At 70.1% G+C, this 19,230-nt stretch carries 19 protein-coding genes, 1 rRNA gene and 1 pseudogene; 9 read left to right on the top strand and 12 right to left on the bottom strand.

The annotated features are described in order from the left end of the window. The 5 genes and pseudogenes from glmM to pal form a co-directional block, all read right to left on the bottom strand. Positions 1 to 800 (bottom strand): annotated as a pseudogene (glmM, locus tag G4G93_RS34460) (phosphoglucosamine mutase); the annotation flags it as partial. Positions 801 to 1,005: 205 nt separating this feature from the next. Further along, positions 1,006 to 2,928 carry an ATP-dependent zinc metalloprotease FtsH gene (ftsH, locus tag G4G93_RS34455; protein ID WP_165091784.1) on the bottom strand — a complete coding sequence of 641 codons (1,923 nt, stop codon included), beginning with the start codon at positions 2,926 to 2,928 and terminating at the stop codon, positions 1,006 to 1,008. Positions 2,929 to 3,087: 159 nt separating this feature from the next. After that, positions 3,088 to 4,200, bottom strand: coding sequence for a tRNA lysidine(34) synthetase TilS (gene tilS, locus G4G93_RS34450; protein WP_165091782.1), 1,113 nt, complete (start codon positions 4,198 to 4,200; stop codon positions 3,088 to 3,090). Between the two features lie 10 nt (positions 4,201 to 4,210). Continuing rightward, positions 4,211 to 5,179, bottom strand: a complete 969-nt coding sequence (gene ybgF / locus G4G93_RS34445; protein ID WP_165091785.1) for a tol-pal system protein YbgF — start codon at positions 5,177 to 5,179, stop codon at positions 4,211 to 4,213. 149 nt (positions 5,180 to 5,328) lie between these two features. After that, complete coding sequence (gene pal / locus G4G93_RS34440; protein WP_165091780.1) at positions 5,329 to 5,862, bottom strand: peptidoglycan-associated lipoprotein Pal; 534 nt, start codon at positions 5,860 to 5,862, stop codon at positions 5,329 to 5,331. Between the two features lie 412 nt (positions 5,863 to 6,274). Here pal and G4G93_RS34435 point away from each other — a divergent pair, with 412 nt between their 5' ends. Next, positions 6,275 to 6,703 carry a response regulator gene (locus G4G93_RS34435; RefSeq protein WP_165091779.1) on the top strand — a complete coding sequence of 143 codons (429 nt, stop codon included), beginning with the start codon at positions 6,275 to 6,277 and terminating at the stop codon, positions 6,701 to 6,703. Positions 6,704 to 6,710: 7 nt separating this feature from the next. Here G4G93_RS34435 and G4G93_RS34430 read toward each other — a convergent pair whose 3' ends face one another. Further along, positions 6,711 to 7,157 carry a low affinity iron permease family protein gene (locus G4G93_RS34430; protein ID WP_165091778.1) on the bottom strand — a complete coding sequence of 149 codons (447 nt, stop codon included), beginning with the start codon at positions 7,155 to 7,157 and terminating at the stop codon, positions 6,711 to 6,713. A 329-nt stretch (positions 7,158 to 7,486) separates the two neighbouring features. Between G4G93_RS34430 and mgtE the strand changes: the two genes are divergently transcribed. After that, positions 7,487 to 8,854 (top strand): magnesium transporter, encoded by a 1,368-nt coding sequence (gene mgtE, locus G4G93_RS34425; protein ID WP_165091776.1) that lies wholly within the window; start codon positions 7,487 to 7,489, stop codon positions 8,852 to 8,854. A 234-nt stretch (positions 8,855 to 9,088) separates the two neighbouring features. Here mgtE and G4G93_RS34420 read toward each other — a convergent pair whose 3' ends face one another. Next, positions 9,089 to 9,616, bottom strand: coding sequence for a CoA-binding protein (locus tag G4G93_RS34420; RefSeq protein WP_165091775.1), 528 nt, complete (start codon positions 9,614 to 9,616; stop codon positions 9,089 to 9,091). Continuing rightward, positions 9,613 to 10,395 carry an enoyl-CoA hydratase gene (locus G4G93_RS34415; protein ID WP_165091774.1) on the bottom strand — a complete coding sequence of 261 codons (783 nt, stop codon included), beginning with the start codon at positions 10,393 to 10,395 and terminating at the stop codon, positions 9,613 to 9,615. The genes G4G93_RS34420 and G4G93_RS34415 overlap by 4 nt, the downstream gene beginning before the upstream one ends. 96 nt (positions 10,396 to 10,491) lie before the next feature. Between G4G93_RS34415 and G4G93_RS34410 the strand changes: the two genes are divergently transcribed. The 3 genes from G4G93_RS34410 to rpsI all read left to right on the top strand — a co-directional run bounded on the left by G4G93_RS34410 (position 10,492) and on the right by rpsI (position 12,063). Continuing rightward, positions 10,492 to 10,923: a PaaI family thioesterase gene (locus G4G93_RS34410; protein WP_165091773.1), complete on the top strand. Its 432-nt coding sequence runs from the start codon at positions 10,492 to 10,494 to the stop codon at positions 10,921 to 10,923. A gap of 185 nt (positions 10,924 to 11,108) precedes the next feature. Continuing rightward, complete coding sequence (gene rplM / locus G4G93_RS34405) at positions 11,109 to 11,570, top strand: 50S ribosomal protein L13 (RefSeq protein WP_060847471.1); 462 nt, start codon at positions 11,109 to 11,111, stop codon at positions 11,568 to 11,570. Between the two features lies 1 nt (position 11,571). After that, positions 11,572 to 12,063 (top strand): 30S ribosomal protein S9, encoded by a 492-nt coding sequence (rpsI, locus tag G4G93_RS34400; RefSeq protein ID WP_165091772.1) that lies wholly within the window; start codon positions 11,572 to 11,574, stop codon positions 12,061 to 12,063. Between the two features lie 75 nt (positions 12,064 to 12,138). On the opposite strand, the gene G4G93_RS34395 is transcribed toward rpsI, so the two are convergent. After that, on the bottom strand, positions 12,139 to 12,660 hold the full coding sequence (locus G4G93_RS34395) for a DUF5872 domain-containing protein (RefSeq protein ID WP_165091771.1): 522 nt from the start codon (positions 12,658 to 12,660) through the stop codon (positions 12,139 to 12,141). 247 nt (positions 12,661 to 12,907) lie between these two features. On the opposite strand from G4G93_RS34395, the gene argC reads away from it, so the two are divergent. Continuing rightward, positions 12,908 to 13,849 carry an N-acetyl-gamma-glutamyl-phosphate reductase gene (gene argC, locus G4G93_RS34390; RefSeq protein WP_165091770.1) on the top strand — a complete coding sequence of 314 codons (942 nt, stop codon included), beginning with the start codon at positions 12,908 to 12,910 and terminating at the stop codon, positions 13,847 to 13,849. A 51-nt stretch (positions 13,850 to 13,900) separates the two neighbouring features. Further along, entirely contained in the window at positions 13,901 to 14,371 is a 471-nt protein-coding gene (locus G4G93_RS34385; RefSeq protein ID WP_165091769.1) for a DUF1348 family protein, read from the top strand. Between the two features lie 37 nt (positions 14,372 to 14,408). On the opposite strand, the gene G4G93_RS34380 is transcribed toward G4G93_RS34385, so the two are convergent. The 3 genes from G4G93_RS34380 to G4G93_RS34370 form a co-directional block, all read right to left on the bottom strand. After that, complete coding sequence (locus G4G93_RS34380) at positions 14,409 to 15,113, bottom strand: glutathione S-transferase N-terminal domain-containing protein (RefSeq protein ID WP_165091767.1); 705 nt, start codon at positions 15,111 to 15,113, stop codon at positions 14,409 to 14,411. A 168-nt stretch (positions 15,114 to 15,281) separates the two neighbouring features. Next, complete coding sequence (locus tag G4G93_RS34375; protein ID WP_165091766.1) at positions 15,282 to 16,166, bottom strand: NAD(P)-dependent oxidoreductase; 885 nt, start codon at positions 16,164 to 16,166, stop codon at positions 15,282 to 15,284. A 25-nt stretch (positions 16,167 to 16,191) separates the two neighbouring features. Then, positions 16,192 to 17,277: an isocitrate/isopropylmalate dehydrogenase family protein gene (locus tag G4G93_RS34370; RefSeq protein ID WP_165091764.1), complete on the bottom strand. Its 1,086-nt coding sequence runs from the start codon at positions 17,275 to 17,277 to the stop codon at positions 16,192 to 16,194. Between the two features lie 147 nt (positions 17,278 to 17,424). Between G4G93_RS34370 and G4G93_RS34365 the strand changes: the two genes are divergently transcribed. Next, positions 17,425 to 18,573 (top strand): epoxide hydrolase family protein, encoded by a 1,149-nt coding sequence (locus tag G4G93_RS34365; protein ID WP_165091763.1) that lies wholly within the window; start codon positions 17,425 to 17,427, stop codon positions 18,571 to 18,573. A gap of 478 nt (positions 18,574 to 19,051) precedes the next feature. Next, positions 19,052 to 19,230, top strand: a 16S ribosomal RNA gene (locus tag G4G93_RS34360); the annotation flags it as partial.

Here is a 19,230-nt window from a genome sequence, read left to right as displayed (position 1 = left end):
GCGACCACCGCCATCAGCTGGTCGCCGTCGACCTGCCGGCCCTTCTCGTCGACCACCAGCACCCGGTCGGCGTCGCCGTCGAGGGCGATGCCGATATCGGCGCGCAGCTCGCGCACCTTGCCGATCAGGGCCTCGGGCGCGGTCGAGCCGACGTCGCGGTTGATGTTGAAGCCGTCGGGCTCGGTGCCGATGGCGATGACCTCGGCGCCGAGCTCCCACAGGGTCTCGGGTGCGACCCGGTAGGCGGCGCCGTTGGCGCAATCGACCACGACCCGCAGGCCGTCGAGGGTGAGGTTGCGCGGCAGGGTGCGCTTGGCGAACTCGATATAGCGGGCATGCACGCTCTCGATGCGCTTGGCGCGGCCGAGGTCGTGGGAGCCGGAGAGCCTCGTCTGGAGGCTGGCGTCGATCAGGCGCTCGATCTCGCGCTCGACCTCGTCGGAGAGCTTGAAGCCATCGGGTCCGAAGATCTTGATGCCGTTATCCTCGAACGGGTTGTGCGAGGCGGAGATCATCACCCCGATATCGGCGCGCATCGAGCGGGTGAGCATCGCGACGGCCGGCGTCGGCATCGGACCGAGCAGCAGCACGTCCATGCCGACCGAGGTGAAGCCCGCGACCAGCGCCGTCTCGATCATGTAGCCCGACAGGCGGGTATCCTTGCCGATCACGACGCGATGGCGGTGGTCGCCGCGCTGGAACACGAGCCCGGCGGCCTGGCCCACCTTGAGCGCGAGTTCCGGCGTGATGACGCCGTTGGCCCGGCCCCGGATGCCGTCGGTCCCGAAATACTTACGCACGGCTATCAACTCCCTGTCCCGTCCCGGGCCCTCGCCCACCTCGCACGGAGCCGTGCACGATGAGCGCCGCTGTCCCCGGACGCGGTCACACGCGGTGTGGGTTATTTTGAGGCTTGTCCGCAACGACAAGGGGCGGCGGGAATGATCCCGCCGCCCCTGTGGCGAATATGGGCCGGTGTGGATTCCGGGCCGCCCGCCCCAGGCGTCAGGCCTGCGGCTGGGGCTCGTAGCCGCCGTCATTCTCCCGCGGCCGGCCGCGGCCGGCGGAGGGGACCGGCGAGCCGCGGGTCGGGTTCGTCGGGTAGTCCCCGGCGTCGCGCACCGGCGGCTTGCCGTTGATGAGGTCGCGGATCTCGTCGCCCGAGAGGGTCTCGTACTCGAGCAGGCCGCGCGCCAGGGCCTCCAGGTCGTCCCGGCGCTCGCTGAGGATGCGACGGGCATCCTGCAGGCCGGCCTCGACCAGGCGACGAACCTCGGCGTCGATCTTCTGGGCGGTGGCCTCCGACACGTTCTGCTGCCGGTTGACCTGCATGCCGAGGAAGACCTCGTCGTTGTTCTCGCCGTAGGCGACGGTGCCGAGTTCCGGCGAGAAGCCCCAGCGGGTCACCATCATGCGGGCCAGCCGGGTCGCCTGCTCGATGTCCGACTGGGCGCCGGAGGTCACCTTGTCGTGGCCGAAGATCATCTCCTCGGCGACGCGGCCGCCCATCATGATGGCGAGGCGCGAGGTCATCTGCTCGAAGGACATCGACAGCTTGTCGCGCTCCGGCAGCTGCATGACCATGCCGAGCGCCCGGCCGCGGGGGATGATCGTCGCCTTGTGGACAGGATCGGTCGCCGGGACGTTGAAGGCCACGATGGCATGGCCGCCCTCGTGATAGGCGGTGAGCCGCTTCTCGTCCTCGGTCATGACGAGGGTGCGCCGCTCGGCGCCCATCATCACCTTGTCCTTGGCGTCCTCGAACTCGTGCATCGTGACGATGCGCTTGCCGCGGCGGGCCGCCAGCAGGGCCGCCTCGTTGACGAGGTTCATCAGGTCGGCGCCCGAGAAGCCGGGGGTACCGCGAGCGATCACCTTCAGGTCGACGTCGGGCGAGAGCGGCACCTTGCGGACGTGGACGCGCAGGATGCGCTCGCGGCCGATCACGTCCGGGTTCGGAACGATGATCTGGCGGTCGAAGCGGCCCGGGCGCAGCAGCGCCGGGTCGAGCACGTCGGGGCGGTTGGTCGCCGCGATGATGATGATGCCCTCGTTGGCCTCGAAGCCGTCCATCTCGACGAGGAGCTGGTTGAGGGTCTGCTCGCGCTCGTCGTTACCGCCGCCGAGGCCCGCGCCGCGGTGACGGCCGACAGCGTCGATCTCGTCGATGAAGATGATGCAGGGGGCGTTCTTCTTCGCCTGGTCGAACATGTCGCGGACGCGGCTGGCGCCGACGCCGACGAACATCTCGACGAAGTCCGAGCCCGAGATGGTGAAGAACGGCACGTTGGCCTCGCCCGCGACCGCCCGGGCGATCAGGGTCTTACCGGTACCGGGAGGGCCGACCAGCAGCACGCCGCGCGGGATGCGGCCGCCGAGGCGCTGGAACTTCTGCGGGTCGCGCAGGAACTCCACGATCTCCTGCAGGTCCTCCTTGGCCTCGTCGACGCCCGCCACGTCCTCGAAGGTGACGCGGCCGTGGGCCTCGGTCAGGAGCTTCGCCTTGGACTTGCCGAAGCCCATGGCCCGGCCGGCGCCGGACTGCATCTGGCGCGACAGGAAGATCCAGGCTCCGATGAACACCAGGATCGGCAGCCAGTTGACCAGCAGCGCGATGAACCACGGCGTGTTGTCCGACGGCGGACGGGCCGTGATGGTGACGCCCTTGCCCTGGAGCTTCGAGACCAGCGAGGGGTCGTTCGGCGCGTAGGTCGTGAACGTGCCGCCGCTCGTATAGGTGCCGCTCACCTCCTGGCCGGAGATGACCACGTTCTGGATGCGGCCCGCCTCGGCGTCGTTCAGGAGCTGGCTGTAGGCGATCTCCCCGCCGCCCGAGCGGTGACCCGGATTCTGGAACAGGGTCACGAGGGCCAGCACGAGCAGGAAGATGACGACCCACAAGGCGAAATTGCGAAAATTGGGGTTCATCGAAGAGTCAATCCCTGAGGAGCGCGGCACCGCGCGGGCGTGCTGGGGTGGGTGCCGGCACTCGGAACGCAATGTAGGCACCCGCCCGATGGTTGCCAAGTAATCGCCGGCACCTGCGGCGCCGCGGGCCGGCGGGACGGTCGGTCGTCGCTCTCGGCGTCACCCCGCCCGCGGCGGCGCGGTCCGCCGCGGCGGCTCGGGCGCCAGGATCAGGCGGCCCGCCCCGGCGGTGAGGAGGAGGCCCGCGAGCGTGCGCCGGCACGGCGTGCCCGCCCGCAAGGCCGGCAGGAGGGCACCGAGGACGATCCGCTCCAGCCGCTCCAGCCGCGCCGGGGCCGCATCGGGCTCCGCCGCCGAGCCGTGCAGGGAGGCGACCGCGAGCCCGACCACCCGCAGGGTCACCGCCTCCGGCAGCGCCGCGAGGCCCGGCCCGTCGAGGACCAGGCGCCCCTCCCCCCCGGGATCATGACCGGGATTTTGGCGCCGCAGATCGCGCAAGGCCGTCTCGGCGGCGGCGGTGAGCGCCGCCTCGTCGCGGTGCAAGCGCCCGGCGAGCCGCGCCAGGCGGGTTGCCGTGAGACCCTCCTCGGCAAGGAGCGGCAGGAGCCGGCGCAGGCGGGCGCGGCCGAAGCGCGGATCGGCGTTGGACGGATCGCGATGATAGGGCCAGCCCCGTGCCTCGCAGGTCGCGACGAGGCGCGCCTTCGCGATCGTCAGGAAGGGCCGGGCGAGGGTGAGACCGTCGAGGGGGGCATCGAGGAGGCCGGCACGGGGAGCGGCAATGTGACCGGCAAGGGGGCGGGCCGCCGCCATGCCGGCGAGGCCGGACGGGCCGGAGCCGGCGCACAGGCGCATCAGCACGGTCTCGGCCTGATCGTCGAGGGTATGGGCGGTGAGGACGAGGTCGGCGCCGGTCTCGGCGGCGAGGCCGGCGAGCAGGCGGTAGCGTGCCGACCTCGCCGCCTCCTGCAGCCGCGCCGCCGGCTTCGGGCCGGACCAGGCGAGCGTCCGGTGCGGCAATCCGAGGCGGCCGGCGAGGTCAGCGACCCCCTCGGCCTCCGCCGCCGAGCCGGACCGCAGGCCGTGATCGACGGTGGCGACGACGAGCGGGATCCGGGCGCCGGCCTGGGCGGCGCAGCCCATCAGCGCCGTCGAATCGGGTCCGCCGGACACCGCCAGGATCGCAGCCCGGTAGGCCGTGCCGGACCCGATCCAGGGCGCGAGCAGGCCGGTCCCCTCCTCGGTCGCGAGTGGACCATCCAGGCCGCTCATGCGGCGCGGCTCACGCGGCGCAGCGCGCGCGCCGCTGCTCCCGGTCGACGCCCTGCTTCACGGTGGAGGACGCCTGCGGGAACTTGCGCTCCAGTTCGGCCAGGGTGGCGCAGGCCTGCTCGCGGGCGCCGAGCGCGTTGAGCGAGGCGCCGAGCTTCAGCATCGCGTCCGGGGCCTTGCGCGAGCGCGCGTAGTCGGTCGAGACCTTCAGGAACTGCTCCGCCGCCTCGCGGGTGCGGTTGCGCTGCAGGTAGCTCTCGCCGAGCCAGTAGGTCGCGTCCGGCACCAGGGCATCGCGGGGATGTGACTGGATGAACTGGCGCAGGCTCATCTCGGCCTGCTCGTACTGGCGCTGGAGCACGTAGGCATAGGCCGCCTCGTAATCCGCCTTTGCGTCGCCGGTGCCGGTGGCGGCGACGCTGGCCGCGGGCCGCGGCGCCGGGGCGGGCGCGGCGGCCGCCGGGCGGGACGGCGGGCGCAGGTCCACCGGCTCGCCGTAATCCGGCGTCTCGTCCTCGATCGCCGCGCGGGGCGGCGCGAGGGCGGCGGTGGCGCCGGGCGTCGCCGGGGCGGCGGCCGCGGCGCGCGGCGCCTGGGACGGCGTCGTCGCGCCGAGCGCCTGCGGGGCGCCTCCCAGAGCCTGCGGCGCGCCCGGCGCGCCCGGGTTCTGCGACGGGTCGAAGGCGTCGCTGCGCTTCTGGGGCTTGGGCTGCGGGGTCGCCGCCGCCGGGCGCTGGCCGCCCTTCGCGTCCTGGAAGCGGAACTCGACGTCCTCCTGGAACTTGCGCAGCTGCTCCTTGAGCTGGCGGTTCTCGTACTGGAGCGACTCGATCTGGCCCGCCATCTGGCGCGACTGGTTCTCCAGCCGGTTGAGGCGTACCACGAACTCGGCGGCGTCCTGGGCCGCGGCCGGGCAGGCGGCGGCGAGGGCCAGCCCGGACACGGCCAGGGCGGGAGCGAGAATCAGGCGGCGAAGCATGGCGGGGCGCATCACGGCTCGGGTCAGGCGGCGGGTCCGCTGTCGGGAGCGCGGGTTAGCAGATGCCGCGGCTCCCCGCAAAAGGGGCGGCGCGGGCCGCCCCCTCCATTCGGCATGACGACGGGACGGCCTCGGGCCGCCCCTGCCGCTCACGAGCCGGCGCCGCCGTCCAGCACCGTGACGGCCCGGCGGTTCTGCGACCAGCACGAGATGTCGTTGCACACCGCGACCGGGCGCTCCTTGCCGTAGGATACGGTGCGCATGCGGTTCGCGCCGATACCGCGGGAGGCGAGGTAGTCGCGCACGGCCTGGGCGCGGCGGGCGCCGAGGGAGAAGTTGTACTCGCGGGTGCCGCGCTCGTCGGCATGGCCCTCGATCAGGAACGTGTAGCGCGGGTAGCGCTGCAGCCACTGCGCCTGCTTGTCGAGGGTCGCGGTGGCGGTCCCGGTCAGGTCGGTCGAATCGGATTCGAAGAACACCCGGTCGCCGATATTGACCACGAAGTCCTGGGCGCTGCCCGGGGTCGCCGGCCCGCCGCGGCCGTAGCCGCCCGCGCCCCCGGCGCCGTAGGCCGCCGAGGCGTCGGCGAGGTCGTTGTTGCTGGCGCAGGCTGCCATCGACAGGGCGAGCGCGCACGCGGCGGTAATCTTGAGCGCGCGCAGGGGCGCGAGCGGCAGCGACATCGACCAAAACTCCTCTGGCGGCCCCGTATCCGGGCCGCACCCGGCGCGGCGCGAGCGGCTCACGGGCCCGGCGACGCCACCACAACACGCATTCGTCTCTAGTCCCGGCCGGTTAAGCGAAGGTTCCGTCAAGCTTGACGGTCCCTTGCCCGTAGGCGCGTCTCCGTGCGGTTCGCGTACCGCCCGGCCGAGCCCCGCCGGAAGCGCGGAGCCGAGCGCCACACACCGTTCAAATACGGCCACGCTGCGGCACCGGCCGGCGACGGAGTATTGCGCGATGGCACGTGGCATTCCGGCAACATGCGCCCCGTCGCGGTGGATGCAGCACGGCGGTGCCGCGCCCCGGCCTAGTTGACGCTTCGTTAACCAAATGGCCCGACCGTCTCCCGACCGACGGCCGAGATTCCTCCCGATGCCCGCGCCCCTGCCCTCCTCCCGGACGCTTCAGCCCGGCTCCAAGCCCTGCGTGCTGATCGTGGAGGACAGCTACATGCTGCTCGAGCTGCTCGTGACCCTGTGCGAGCAGCACGGACTCGAGACCCTGACCGCCTCGAGCGGCGAGGCGGCGCTGACCCTCTTGCGCGAGCACGGCCGCCGGATCGACTGGCTCCTGACCGACATCCGGCTCCCCGGCCTCGTCGACGGCTGGAGCGTGGCCGAGGTCTACCGGCAGATCCAGCCGCACCGGCCGGTGATCTATTCCTCGACCACCGCCAACCTGACGCGCATGGCGGTGCCCGGCAGCATCTTCGTGACCAAGCCCTTCGTGATCGCCGACATCCTGCGGCTCGCCCGGATGATGGGCAACGAGATGGAGGCCTCGCGCCAGCTTTGCGCGTGAGGCGGATTCAGGAGCCGATGGCGGCCCGGGCCGCCGCCGCGGCCTTGGCGTTGGCGCTCTCCTCGGCCGCGTCGGCAGCGTCGCTCAGGCGGAAATCCCGCGCCCGCGCTTCGCAGCGGGCCCGCAGGGAATCGAGTTCCTCCTCGGTGAGGTGCTCGATGCCGATATAGGCGTTCTGCGCCGCGCTGGCGCGAATCAGCTCGTCGAGCTTCGCCTGGATCGCCGCCCCGTCGCGGTTCTGGGTGTTCTGGATCAGGAACACCATCAGGAACGTCACGATGGTGGTGCCGGTGTTGATGATCAGCTGCCAGGTATCCGAGTAGTGGAACAGCGGCCCGGTCAGCGCCCAGACCGCGATGAGGAGCAGGCTGGCCGCGAAGGTGACGGGCCGCCCCGCCGCCCGGGCGACGGAGGCGGCAAATTCCGAGAAGGTGAGGCTGCGTGTCGTGGCCATCGTGGCTCCCGCGGCGACCGGAATTCCCCGAAGATTTCCGTAAGGTTTCCAGGGGGCTCTGGGCTGTTCTGCATCCGCTTACGAATTCCGGTGCCGCGCTCGCGGTTCCCCTCTTGACGGCGCGCGGGGCTCGGCGCAGTGACGGGCCGCCCGCGATCCCCCCTTGGCATCGCGGCCATCCCGGACACCCTCCACTTCATGCCGAGCGACAGTCACAGTCGACCGCCCTTGCCGTCTCCGGCCTGAGGTCCCGCGCGCCCGCTCCCCGGGCGGCTCACCGCGACCGGCCGGGGACGGCCGGCCGACGCCCAGCGCCGAGTAGGTGAGCCATGATCGATACCGTGATCGACACCCCCGTCGAGCCTGCTTCCCTCGCCGCGCGCCTCGCCGAGGAGAGCGCCCCGGACATCGTCGAAGCCCTGAACCGGGAGGCGCCGGAGGTGGCCGCCGCCATCCTGCTCAGCCTGCCGCACGACCGCGCCGTCGAGGTGCTGGACCAGCCCGGGCTCGATTGCGCCCCCGACATCATCGAGATGCTGCCGCGCGACCGCGTCGCCTCGTTCCTGTCCGGCATGTCGGCCGACCGGGTCACCGACGTGTTCAAGGAAATCGAGGAGCCCGGCCGCTCGGACCTGCGCACCCGCCTCGACGCCGAGACCCGCGGCGCGGTCGACAAGCTGATCGCCTATCCGGAGGAGAGCGTCGGCTCGATCATGACGACCGAGTTCGTCGCCGTGCCGACGACCTGGACCGTCGGGCTCACCCTCGACTACATCCGCAAGGTCGAGCGTACCCGCGAGACCGTCTACTCGATCTTCGTGCTCGATCCGCGCACGGGAGCGCTCGCCAAGGCGGTTCCCTTGCGCCGGCTGATCACCGGCAATCCCGACGACACCATCCTGTCGGTGGCGCCCAACCGGCGCCCGGTGGTGGTCTCGGCCGATGCCAGCCGCAACGAGGCGGCCCGGCTGATCTCGAAATACGACCTCCTGGCGATCCCGGTGGTCGATGCGAGCAACCACGTCGTCGGCATCGTCACCGTCGACGACGTGATCGACGCGATGATCCAGAAGCAGACCGAGGACGTGCAGCGCTTCGGCGGCATGGAGGCGCTCGACGAGCCCTACATGTCGATCAACTTCCTCACCATGATCCGCAAGCGGGCCGGCTGGCTCTGCGTGCTGTTCCTTTCCGAGATGCTCACCGCCAGCGCCATGCAGGGCTTCGAGGGCGAATTGGAGAAGGCGCTGGTGCTGACCCTGTTCATTCCGCTCATCATGAGTTCGGGCGGCAATTCGGGCTCGCAGGCGACCTCGCTGCTGATCCGGGCGCTGGCGCTCCATCAGGTGCGCCTGCGCGACTGGTGGCGGGTGGCGCTCCGCGAGATCCCGGCCGGCCTGACGCTGGGGGCGATCCTCGGCACGATCGGCGTGGTGCGGATCGTGATCTGGCAGAAGCTCGGCTTCTACGATTACGGCGAGCACTGGTTCCTCGTCGCCGTCACGGTCGGCACGGCGCTGGTCGGCATCGTGCTGTTCGGCTCGCTCACCGGCTCGATGCTGCCCTTCATCCTCCAGCGCGTCGGCTTCGACCCCGCCACGGCGTCGGCACCGTTCGTCGCCACGCTGGTCGACGTGTCGGGACTGGTGATCTACTTCACGGTGGCGCTGGTGATCCTGAAGGGGACGTTGCTGTAGGTGGTGTGTGGAGACTTCGTCTCAAGCGCTCGTCACAGGATACTGCGTCGTCACTGGGCTCGCTGACGGCGAGCCCCCGGGATCCATCACCGCTGACGATAGTGAGCCGAACGGATCGCCGTCCGCTTCGTCCTGATACGTCAGCGGTGACGGATCCCGGGTTCCGCGTAGCGGCCCCGGGATGTCATGTTGGGGCTCAGTGCCGCCGAGAGCATGGGCGGGCCTCGGAACGCCCTATCGCTCCTCGATCGTCAGCTTCTGGAATCCCTTCGCCGCCAGCTTCGGCCGCTTGGCGCTGAGGATCCGGGAATTCACTCCCGTCCAGCCGATCTCGCCCGACAGCCGCCCGTACTCGATCTTCGGGCAGCGGTTCATCACCACAGTGACGCCCCGCGCCTCGGCCCGGGCGGCGGCCGCATCGTTGCGCACGCCGAGCTGCATCCAGATCACCCGAGGCAGCGGATCGAGAGCGAGGGCCTCGTCGACGAGCGGCCCGGCGGCCTCGGAGTTGCGAAAGATCTCGACCATGTCGACCGGGTGGGTGAGGTCGGCGAGCCGCGCCACCACCGGGCGGCCGAGAAGCTCAGACCCGGCGAGGCCCGGATTGACCGGGATCACCTGGTAGCCGCGCTCCAGCAGGTACTTGGTGACGATCCAGCTCGGCCGGGCCGGGTTGGCGGAGGCGCCGACCAGGGCGATGCTGCGGACCTGCCGCAAGATCTTGCGCAGCGCCTCGTCGTCGTATCGATCGTGCGTGCTCATCGGGCCGCCTTCCTGTCGAGGAAGGCCGCGATCCCGTCCTCGGCGGCGCGGGCCAGCATGTTCTCGGTCATCACCCGCCCGGCATGGGCGTAGGCCTCGGCCAACGGCATCTCCAGCTGCTCGTAGAAGGCGCGCTTGCCGACCCGCACCGTGTAGGCGCTGCGGGCCGCGATCCCGGCGGCGAGGCCTTGCGCCTGGCCGAGCGCCGTGCCGGCGGGCACCACCCGGTTGACGAGGCCGAGCGCCCTCGCCTCCTCGGCCTCGGCCATTTCGGCGGTGAGCAGCATCGCCATCGCGGCCTTGCGCGACAGGTTGCGCGACAACGCCACCATCGGGGTCGAGCAAAAGAGGCCGATCTGCACGCCGGGCGTCGCGAACCGCGCCTCGGTCCCGGCGACCGCGAGGTCGCAGGAGGCGACGAGCTGGCAGCCGGCCGCCGTCGCGATGCCCTCGACGGCCGCGATCACCGGCTGCGGCAGGGCAGGAATCGCCATCATCACCGACGAGCAGAGGTCGAACAAAGCCTTGAACCGCGCCGCGCCGCGATCGGAATCCGCCCGGTAGGCGGTCATTTCCTTGAGATCGTGGCCGGCGCAGAAGGCCGGTCCTTCCGCCGCCAGCACCACGGCGCGCACGCTCTCGTCGGCGGAGAGCCGGGCGAATTCTTCCGACAGGGCCGTGAGGAGGGCGTGCGACAGGGCGTTGCGCGCCCGCGGCCGGTTGAGGGTCACGGTCGCGACGCCGTCGCGGTCGTGCCGGAGGAGAAGGGTCTCGGACATGCGGTCTCGGCTTGCGTGGCAACGGATGGCCTATTGTCCGGTGCCGGGCGCCGTGCTGCAAGATCGTGCACAACGATGACCGGATACGCTCCCCGCATGCCTGTGACCCCGATGATGGACCGCGCGGCGGTCTCAGCCTTCCTCGACGAGGTTTTTCCGCAGATCCATCACGGCGGTCCGGGCCCGGTGGTCGAGAGCGTCGGCCCGATGACCGCCACGATGCGCCTGCCCTACCACGAGCGGCACCTGCGTCCCGGCGGCACGATCTCCGGCCCGGCGATGATGGGGCTCGCCGACGTGGCGCTCTACGTGGCGATCCTAGGCCAGATCGGCCCGGTGGCGCTCGCGGTCACCACCAACCTGTCGTTCAACTTCATGAGGAAGCCGGCGCAGGCCGATCTCCTGGCCGAGGCGCGCCTGCTCAAGCTCGGGCGCTCGCTGGCCGTCGGCGAGGTTCTGATCCGGAGCCGGGGCCGGGACGATCTCGTCTGCCACGCCACCGGCACCTACGCGATCCCGCCCAAATAGCGGTATCATGATACCGCTACAACGAAGCCGCTCGAAAATCTCGCTTTTTCGCCGTTTCGGGTTTTTCGGTTCGCTTGACGCCGGCGCGAACGTCCGGTACTGAGCCGGCCATCGCCGCTGCGCGCTCGTCACTGACCGCGGCGGCGTCCTGTTTTTTTCGTCAAGACTTCCGGGACCTATCCGCGATGAAGACCTTTTCGCTGAAGCCCGCCGACGTCGACAAGAAGTGGGTGATCATCGACGCGGAGGGCCTCGTGGTCGGCCGCCTGGCGTCGATCATCGCGATGCGTCTGCGGGGCAAGCACAAGCCCCAGTATACGCCCCACGTCGATTGCGGCGATAACGTCATCGTCATCAATGCGGAGAAGGTGAAGTTCACCGGCCGCAAATATAACCAGAAGGTGTACTACCACCACACTGGTTATGCCGGCGGCATCAAGGAGCGGTCGGCCAAGTTCATCCTCGAGGGCCGCTTCCCCGAGCGCGTCGTCGAGAAGGCCGTGGAGCGCATGCTGCCGCGCGGCCCGCTGTTCCGGCAGATCCTGGGCAACCTCCGGGTCTACAAGGGCAACGAGCATCCCCATACCGCCCAGCAGCCGGAGACGCTCGACGTCGCCGCTCTCAACCGCAAGAACGTGAGCGCGTAAGATGGCGACCCTTCAGTCCCTCGCCGACCTCGGCCAGGCCAACAAGGCCTCCCTCTCGCAGGGCGAGACCAACGAGGCCCCGGTCCACGTCCAGAAGCTGGACTCCCTCGGCCGCGCCTACGCCACCGGCAAGCGCAAGGACGCGATCGCCCGCGTGTGGATCAAGCCGGGCGCCGGCAAGATCACGGTGAACGACCGCCCGGTCGACACCTACTTCGCCCGCCCGGTGCTGCGCATGATCCTGCAGCAGCCGCTCCAGGTGGCCAACCGCGTCGACCAGTACGACATCGTCGTCACGGTGGCCGGCGGCGGCCTCTCCGGCCAGGCCGGCGCGGTGCGCCACGGCCTGTCCAAGGCCCTCACCTACTACGAGCCCGAGCTGCGCTCCCCGCTGAAGCGCGAAGGCTTCCTGACCCGCGACCCGCGCGTGGTCGAGCGCAAGAAGTACGGCCGCAAGAAGGCTCGCCGCAGCTTCCAGTTCTCGAAGCGCTGAGCGGCCCTTTCGGTTGTTGCAAAAGGAGGGCGGGCCCGCAGGGGCCCGCCCTTTCTCGTTGCCGGCTCAAGATTCTCAGGCGTTCAGCGCCCGCTCCAGCTCGCCTTTCGACATGCTCGACCGGCCCGGGATGTTCTTCGCCCGCGCCTTCCGCATCAGCTCGGCCTTGGTCGGCCCGCCCCGGCTGCCGCCGGCGTGGGACGCCTTGCGCGCCGCGGCGGCCTTCTTCGCCACGTCCTTCGGCTGCTTCGAGTGCTGCCGGCCCTCGGCGCTGTCGGCGCGCTTCTTGGCGGTGGAGCGCTTGTACTCGTCGTCGGACAATTCTTCACGGGCCTTCTTCGGCAGGTAGCGCTCGCCGGTCTCGCCGCTCGTCTTGCCCGACTTGGTGCCCCACTCCTCGTCGGTCCATTGCTTGAGGTGGTTGTCGGACGTCTTCTTGCCCTCGTAGCCGCCGCCCTCCTCCTTGTATTCCTGTACCGCCATCTGGGCCTTGCGGGCCGACCATTGGCCGGGCTTGCCGCCCTTCGACGAGCGGGTGACGTCCTTCTTGACCTTCTCCCACAGCTTGGGATCGGTCTTCTTGGCGGTGCCGGCCATGATGATCTCCGGGTGTCGTCTGCTGCGATCTGCCAGCACAACCGGGCGGCGAGGGGCGGGTTCCTCTGGGGCGCACGCCGCTGTGGATAGCGATGCGACACGCAACCGTCACGGAACGGCCGGCACACTCGCATCCCGCGGACCGTCGTTGCCGATTGACTCGACGGCCCCCCGCCCGCAATCAACGCGCGCGCAGCCCGGCCTCGTCCGCCTCGCGCACGGGGTTCTCGCCCACGGAGCTTTCGCCATGACCCGCAAGCACAGCCCGAGCGTCTTCATCGACGGCGAGGCCGGCACGACCGGTCTCGGCATCCGCGAGCGCCTGGAAGCCTTCGACGACATCCAGCTGCGATCGATCCCGCACGAGAGCCGCAAGGACCCGGAGGCGAAGCGCACCCTCATGTCCGAGGTCGACCTTGTGGTGCTCTGCCTGCCCGACGACGCTTCGCGCGAGACGGCGGCGCTCGCCGATTCGCTGCCCGGGGGCGGCCCACGGCTCCTCGATGCCAGCACCGCCTACCGGGTCGATCCCACCTGGACCTACGGCTTCGCCGAGCTGGCACCGGAGCAGGAGGCGGCCATCCGCGCCTCGCGTCGGGTCTCCAATCCGGGCTGCTACCCGACCGGCGCCATCGCGCTGCTCCGGCCGCTGCTCGATGCCGGGCTGATCCCGGCCGGCTTTCCCATCAGCATCAACGCGGTCTCCGGCTATAGCGGCGGCGGCCGGAAGATGATCGAGGCCTACGAGGCCGGCGAGGCGCCGGCCTTCCAGCTCTACGGTCTCGGCTTCGGCCACAAGCACCTGCCCGAAACGCAGAAATACAGCGGCCTGACCCGGCGCCCGATCTTCGTACCGTCGGTCGGCAACTTCCGGCAGGGCATGCTGGTATCGATCCCGTTGCACCTCGACCTGCTGCCCGGCCAGCCGAGCCCGGGCGACATCGAGGCTGCCCTCGTCGCTCGCTATCGCGACGCCAGGCTGGTCAAGGTGGTGACCGGGGCCGAGGAGGGCGCGCACCGCGAGCGCATCGAGCCCGAGGCGCTGAACGGCACCGACACGCTGGAGCTTCGGGTGTTCGGCTCCGACACGCACCGTCACGCGGTGCTGGTCGCGCGGCTCGACAATCTCGGCAAGGGCGCGTCGGGCGCCGCGGTGCAGAACCTGCGCCTGATGCTCGACCTCGCCTGACGTTCGAATGGGAGGGCCGCGAGGCGTTCCGCTCCCTGCAAAGGTGCCGCAATGACCGAGACCCGCCCGCCGCTGCCGCCCTTCACGGCGGAGAGCGCCGCCGCCAAGGCGAGAGCCGCCGAGGATGCCTGGAACAGCCGCGACCCCGTCCGGGTGTCGCTGGCCTACACGCCGGACAGCCGCTGGCGGAACCGGGCCGAGTTCCTCTCCGGGCGCGAGGCCATCGTGGCCTTCCTCACCCGCAAGTGGGACCGCGAGCTCGAGTACCGCCTGATCAAGGAGGTCTGGGCCCATCACGAGAACCGCATCGCGGTCCGCTTCGCCTATGAATGGCGCGACGATTCCGGCCACTGGTTCCGCTCGCACGGCAACGAGCAGTGGGAATTCGACGAGGCCGGCCTGATGCGCCGTCGCGAGGCCTCGATCAACGACGTGCCGATCACCGAGTCCGGCCGCAAGTTCCACTGGCCCCTCGGCCGGCGGCCGGACGACCATCCGGGCTTGAGCGACCTCGGCCTGTGACGGCGATGCGGCCCACCGGGGCCGCATCGCGCGCGCCTCACCCCCGCGGCGGGATCTCCAGTCCCCGTTGCACCGCCGGCCGGGCGAGGCTCCGCTCCAGCCAGGCCGGGACGGCCGTGAGCGCGTCGTACTCCACCAGCTCCCGCGCCTCGTAGAACCCGATCAGGTTGCGCACCCAACCGATGAGCGAGATGTCGGCGATGGTGTACTCGGCCCCCATGATCCACTCGCGGCCGGCAAGCCGCGATTCCAGCACGCCGAGCAGACGCTTCGACTCGTCGCGGTAGCGGTTCAGCGGCCGCTTGTCCTCGATCTCGCGGCCGGCGAATTTATGGAAGTAGCCGAGCTGGCCGAACATCGGCCCGACCGCCGCCATCTGGAAGAACAGCCATTGCGCGGTCTCGTAGCGCCCGGCCGGATCGAAGGGGATCAGCCGCCCGGTCTTCTCGGCGAGGTAGAGCAGGATCGCACCCGATTCGAACAACGCCAGCGGCGTCCCGCCCGGCCCGTCCGGATCGATGATCGCCGGGATCTTGCCGTTGGGATTGAGCGACAGGAACTCGGGATTCCAGGTCTCGTTCTTGCCGATCTGGACCGTGTGCGCCTCGTAGGCGAGGCCGAGTTCCTCGAGCGCGATCGACACCTTCACGCCGTTCGGGGTCGGGAAGGAATAGAGCTGGATCCGGTCCGGGTGCCGGGCCGGCCAGCGCGCGGTGATCGGGAAGGCGGAGAGGTCGGGCATCGGATGCGGCTCCCTGGTACGGGGGCCGCGACGATACCCGGCCGTCCCGGCCGGGCAAGTTCTCTGTCATACGAAATCCGCCTGATTGCTTCGCAATGCGGATTTCGGCTTCGCTCTGACGCCGGACGGGCTGGTAATCCCATGTCCGGAAATCATCTGGAAATGATGTCAGTCCCTCGCCGAGAAGTGCTTGACGAGGAGCGGCAGGTGGTCGCCGCCATGCCCGGCCTCGACCAGGCGATCGAGGTCGGCGAAGACCCCGTCGGCGACCGCGTGCTCCGCCCGCAACCCCTCGGCCATCGCCACGTAATAGCTCAGATCCTTGCGGGCATTGGCGATCGAGAACTTCATCGGCGAGGAATCGCCGGTAAGCAGGTAGGGCGAGAGTCGATCGAGCGCCGCGCCGTAGCCGCCGCCCTTGCGCAGCACGTCGACCAGGATCTCGGGTTCGATCCCCGCCTTGCCGGCGCAGGCCGCCGCCTCGGCGATCAGGGCGACGGAGCCGAGCGAGACGTAATTGTGCAGGAGCTTCAGGGTGTGGCCCGCCCCGGCCTCGGGCCCGGCATGGAAGATGTTCTCCGCGAAGGCCGAGAGCAGCGGTCGCATGGCGGAAAACAGCTCCGGCTCGGCCCCGACCAACAGGTTGAGCCGGCCTTCCGCCGCCTCCTTCGGCGTGCGGGTCATCGGCGCATCGAGGAAGCGCCCGCCCGCGCGCGTCACCGCCGCGGCGATCGCCGCCGTCGAGGCCGGGATCGCGGTCGAGCAGTCGATCACCACCGTGCCGGGGCGCAGGGAGGCCAGCATTCCCCCGTCCCCGAGCAGCACATCCTCCACCTGCGGCGTACCGGTGACGCACAGGATGATCACCTCGCTCGCGCCCGCGAGGGACGCCCGGTCGGTGTGGCGCGACGCGCCCAAGGCGTCGAGGTCGTCGGTCGGCTGGTTGCCCGGATGGTCGAGATAGCCGAGCGGCCAGCCCTTGCGGGCGATGTTGAGGGCGATGCCGTGACCCATCAGGCCGACGCCGACGACGCCCACTCGCTGCTTCGTCATGGTGCTGTGTCTCCTCGAAAAAAAATCAGGCGAGCGCCCGGCGCACCGCTTCGGTCACCTCGGTGCAGCTGGCGCTCCCGCCGAGGTCGCGCGGCACCGCCCGCCCCTCGCGCAGGGTCGCCGCGACCGCCGCCTCGACCCGGTCGGCCGCCTGGCCCAGCTCCGCGTCGCCGGCCCGGTCGGAGAGCCAGCGCAGCATCATCGCCCCCGACAGGATGGTGGCGACCGGGCTCGCGGCGTTCTGCCCGGCAATGTCCGGCGCCGAACCGTGGGCGCCCTGGAACAGGGCGTGGCCGTCGCCGATCTCGCCCGAGGGCGAGATGCCCATGCCGCCGACCGTGGCGGCGCCGAGATCCGAGATGATGTCGCCGAACATGTTCTCGGCCACGATCACGTCGTAGAAGTCGGGCCGCTTCAGCAGGTGCACGGTGATCGCGTCGGCATAGGCGTAGTCGATGGCGATGCCCGTGTAGCCGGCATGCACCTCGTCGCAGACCCGGCGGAAGAAGGCGTAAGACCTCAGGATGTTGGCCTTGTCGCAGACCGTGACCCGCCGCTGGCCGTCCCGGGGCGCGCCGGGGCGCTTGTCCGCCAGGTCGAAGGCGAAGCGGGCCACCCGCTCGGTGCCCTTGCGGGTGACGACCAGGCTGTCGGAGGCGATCTCGTCGCGCAGCAGCACCCCGGCGCCGCGGCTGGCATAGAGCCCTTCGGTGTTCTCGCGCACGATGACGTAGTCGATGCCGCCGCCCTCGAAGGCGCGCAACGGCGAGAGCACGCCAGGCAGCAGCTTGACCGGCCGGACGTTGGCGTAGAGATCGAGGCGGAAGCGCAGGCGCAGGTGCAGGTCGTTGCCGACTTCCGTGCCGTCCGGATAGACGACGCCCGGCAGGCCGGCCGCGCCGTGCAGGATCGCATCCGCGTCGCGGCACCCCGCGAAGGTGTCGTCCGGCAGCACGTCGCCGCTCTTGGCGTAATGCCCGGCGCCGCCTTCCAGCATCTCGAAGGCGAGGGTGCCGGCGCCGCAGGCCTCCCTCAGCACCGCCATGGCGGCTTGCGTCACCTCGGGACCGATGCCGTCGCCCTCGATGGTGGCGATGCGATATCGCGCCATTTCCGCCCTCCTCCCTTGAGATCCGCGCGTCGAGCGGAACCTTTGACGGGGCGCCTAGCACGCCGCCGCGGACCGCGACATCCGGTCCGACGCATGCAAGGGATCCACGGCCCGGCAAGGGGTCCACTGGCAAGGGAGGAGTCGCCGATGACGGGAGAGCCGTTCACCTACCACGTTCCGGATGCGGCCATCGCCGATCTGCGCGAACGCCTCGCCCGCACCCGCCTGCCCGACCAGGCACCCGAGGCGCCCTGGACCTACGGCACCGACGCGACCTACCTCGCCGAGCTGATCGCGTATTGGCGCGACCGGTTCGACTGGCGCGCCGAGGAAGCGGCGCTCAACGCCTTCCCGCAGAGCAAGGTGAGGGTGGGCGAGATCGATATCCACTACCTGCACGTTCCGGGCAAAGGTCCGAATCCGCGCCCTCTCCTCCTCTGTCACGGCTGGCCCGGTTCGGTGTTCGAATTCCTCGACCTGATCCCGCGCCTGACCGACCCGACGCAGTTCGGCGGCCGGCCCGAGGATGCCTTCACGGTGGTGGCACCGTCGCTCCCGGGCTACGGCCTGTCCTTCCGCCCGGGCCAGCCGCGCCTCGGCATCGAGGAGATCGCCGATCATTTCTCGGAATTGATGACGCGCCTCGGCTACGACCGCTTCATGACGCAGGGGGGTGATTGGGGCGCCTTCATCACGACGCGTCTCGCGTGGCGCCACCCGCAGCGGGTCGAGGGCCTTCACCTCAACATGCTGCCGGTGCGCCGCGACCTCTCCGGCCGCGACGCGACGCCGGAGGAGGCCGCCCATTACGAGCGCGTCGGCGCCTGGCTCAAGGAGGAGACGGGCTACCAGTGGATCCAGGGCACCAAGCCCCAGACCCTCGCCTTCGCCCTCACCGACTCGCCCGCCGGTCTCGCGGCCTGGATCGTGGAGAAATTCCGCTCCTGGTCGGATTGTAGCGGCACGATCGAGACCGCGATCCCACGCGACCGGATGCTCGCCAACATCTCGCTCTACTGGTTCACCGGTGCCATCGGCTCGTCGTTCCATCCCTACTATTCCCGTCTGCACCGGCCCTGGCCGGTCCCCGACGGCGAGAAGGTGCAGGTACCGACGGCCTACGCGGCCTTCCCGAGGGAGATGGTCCGCCCTCCCCGGTCGCTGGCCGAGGCGACGATGTTCGCGGACTTGCGCCGCTGGACCGAGATGCCGCGCGGCGGTCACTTCGCGGCGCTGGAGCAGCCTGCCGCTCTCGCGGACGACGTCCGCGCCTTCGCGGCGTCCCTGCCGCGATAGGGTAGCGACGGACGGACCTTGAAGTGGGAGCGCTTATACCCATCTAGGGTACACGACGATCGTGGAAGCCGGACAGGTCCCCTGCCCCGGTTTCCGGTCGTCGAGGCCAAACCCTCCGGGGTTCGGGCGTGTTGACAGGCGAGCCGGCTACCCTTAGACAGCCGCTCACCGACGGGGCGCCGAGACGAACGGCCCGCTCCGACGAACCTTCCCAGAGACGATGAAGCAAGGGCCGGGGCAACCCGGCGCTGCTTTCTGTTCTCGGAAGGTCGAGATCGGGCGTCAGGCCCGATCAGCTCTTTGACAAGTTCATACGAGAAAGAGAAGCGTGGACGGCGTCGTCCCTGCGGATCCTGCCTCTGGGTGGGATCGTGAGTAGGATGATGCTGGTCTGACGTTTCGGTGCTCACACGATTGGTGGAAACGCCGATCGGTCGTGAGCCTCCGTTTATGTTGTGATCAGCTTTGATCAGCTCTTCAACTTGAGAGTTTGATCCTGGCTCAGAGCGAACGCTGGCGGCAGGCTTAACACATGCAAGTCGAGCGGGCATCCTTGTGGTGTCAGCGGCAGACGGGTGAGTAACGCGTGGGAACGTGCCCTTCGGTTCGGAATAACTCAGGGAAACTTGAGCTAATACCGGATACGTGCGAGAGCAG

The organism is Methylobacterium sp. DB0501 (assembly GCF_011043735.1).
Lineage (GTDB): Bacteria > Pseudomonadota > Alphaproteobacteria > Rhizobiales > Beijerinckiaceae > Methylobacterium > Methylobacterium alsaeris.
The sequence above is the reverse complement of the archived record's forward strand: the minus strand, read 5'-3'. Positions and strand labels throughout refer to the sequence as shown.